1 protein-coding gene is annotated in these 1,919 nt (G+C 58.2%); it reads right to left on the bottom strand.

From position 1 onward, the window contains the following. A partial coding sequence (locus BN3795_RS14600) for a dynamin family protein (protein WP_198524723.1) occupies positions 1–1,411 on the bottom strand: 1,411 nt, incomplete at its 3' end. Positions 1,412–1,919: the final 508 nt, after the last annotated feature.

Below are 1,919 nucleotides of genomic sequence, written 5' to 3'. Positions count from 1 at the left end.
GGCGGTAGCGCGCGGCGATGGCGGTGCCGACCGCCGCTGCGTAGTGCAGCGTCGACTCGCCGGACAGCGTCGCTCCGCCCGGAAGCGGCTCCGTGATCCACGCCTCCGCCGGCTTGGGCATCCGCTCATCGAGCTGCTGCTCCCAGGCTTCGCTCCAGAGCTCCAGCTCCTGGCCGATCGCCCGCAGCTCCTGGCGCACATGCCAATCCAACTGCGCTTCCGCTTGTTCCCCAAGCGCTTGCAGGAATTCGCTCTGACGCTTCTGCTTCTCTGCTTCCGTCTTCCCGCCGGCGAACCAGCCCTTCGCTTTAAAGCCCGGGGCCTGGCTCTCCAGATATCGACCCGCAAGCTCCCGCAGCGGCGGCGTCATCAACTGCGCCGTATCCAGCAAGCTGCCGATGCGACGCAGCCATTCCAGCTTCCGCGGCTCCCATGCCTTCTCCGCCGACAGGTCCGCCAGCTCCAGTTGCCGCAGCTCTTCCTCCATCGCCGCGACGTTCGTGTCGCCGCCAGCCTCCGCCGTTAGCTGTTCACGCCGAGCTTGCTCCGCCTCAGAAGCCCGGGCCAGGTAACCTTCCACCGACTGGGCTGCCGAGGCATAAGCGCCGTATTCCAGCAATCCGTCTCCCTGATCAAACAAGGCGCGAATGGCTTCCCGCAGCTGCGGCAGCATATTCCCGGGAGCATCGTCCTGTTTTAAAGATAGATAAAAGATCCCCTTCGCCGCGATATTCCATGCCTGAAAAGCCTGGCTGACCGACGCCTGATAGTCCGTAAAGGCCAGCTCCTCTTCCCGGTGCTTATCAATTTGGTTCACAACCATATATACCGGCTTCCCGTAATCGCTCAGCGATTTGGCAAAGCTTAGATTCGTCTCCGAGGACACGTGATTATAATCCATCACATAAAACACAACGTCCGCCAGATGCAAAGCGGAGTGGGTCGCCATCGCATGACCGGCATCATTCGAGTCCACCCCCGGGGTATCCAGCAGAACGCCGCCGCGAGGCGGCAGCTTCACCTGATCCCAAAGCTCGACGCGGGCATATTCTTCGCCGTTGCGGCAATAAGCCGCCACCTCGTCCACCGGCACTTCCACCTTAGGTTTAGCCGGATCGGCCGGCGTCAGCAGCGCGCGCGGTTCCCCTTCCCGGATCAGCACCACATTGGCACTGGTCGGAAGCGGACTGGCCGGCATCACCGATTTTCCGCATAATGCGTTAATCAGACTCGACTTCCCCGCCGAAAAATGGCCGCAAAACGCCGCTACCAGCTCCCGCCGGCCCAGCTTATCGCCAACCTCGCGCAGCTCCGCCTCCGCGGTCAGATCCCCTTCTCCCTCCAGCAAGTCCCGCAGCCGATGCAGCCGCTCCTGCAGGGTGTACTCCGTCTCCGTTATCGTCCGATCCATCTAAGCCCCTCCGTTTTCCACGCTGCGAAATCAAGTTTCATTTTGATTTTGATTAATCACATTTTAACATTTCCCTGTGCGCTTGGAAACGCTCCTCGCCGGGGATCTTCTTCTTCCAGGTCATATCTATCAGCTTCAGCTTGGCAGATGGACTCATGCCTAGCCCCTTACCTCGCTAGCAAGCAGGAACTGAATGGGATGAACTCATCCTAATAAGTGCGCAGATGCCGTTATTTTCCCACATTTTTATCTAATCCGCTAAATAGTCGCACAGGTACAGTTATTTTCTGTGATTTTGAGAAAATCGGCTTTTTTCGTGCAATTAACTGCATTATCGCAGCTATTTTCGGAATAACCCCAGAATCGGTGAAAATAGCTGCACTCCAGCCGTTAATTTCCCCGCCGCCCCCGGCATCCGCTATTCCTATGAATCCTCATGCAACGCTTGCGCACGAATCATTCAACCGGCTGAAGCCATTAAAAAAACCGCCTCCCAAGAGAGGCGGTT

Source organism: Paenibacillus phocaeensis, from assembly GCF_900021165.1.
GTDB classification, from domain to species: domain Bacteria; phylum Bacillota; class Bacilli; order Paenibacillales; family Paenibacillaceae; genus Fontibacillus; species Fontibacillus phocaensis.
The sequence above is the reverse complement of the archived record's forward strand: the minus strand, read 5'-3'. Positions and strand labels throughout refer to the sequence as shown.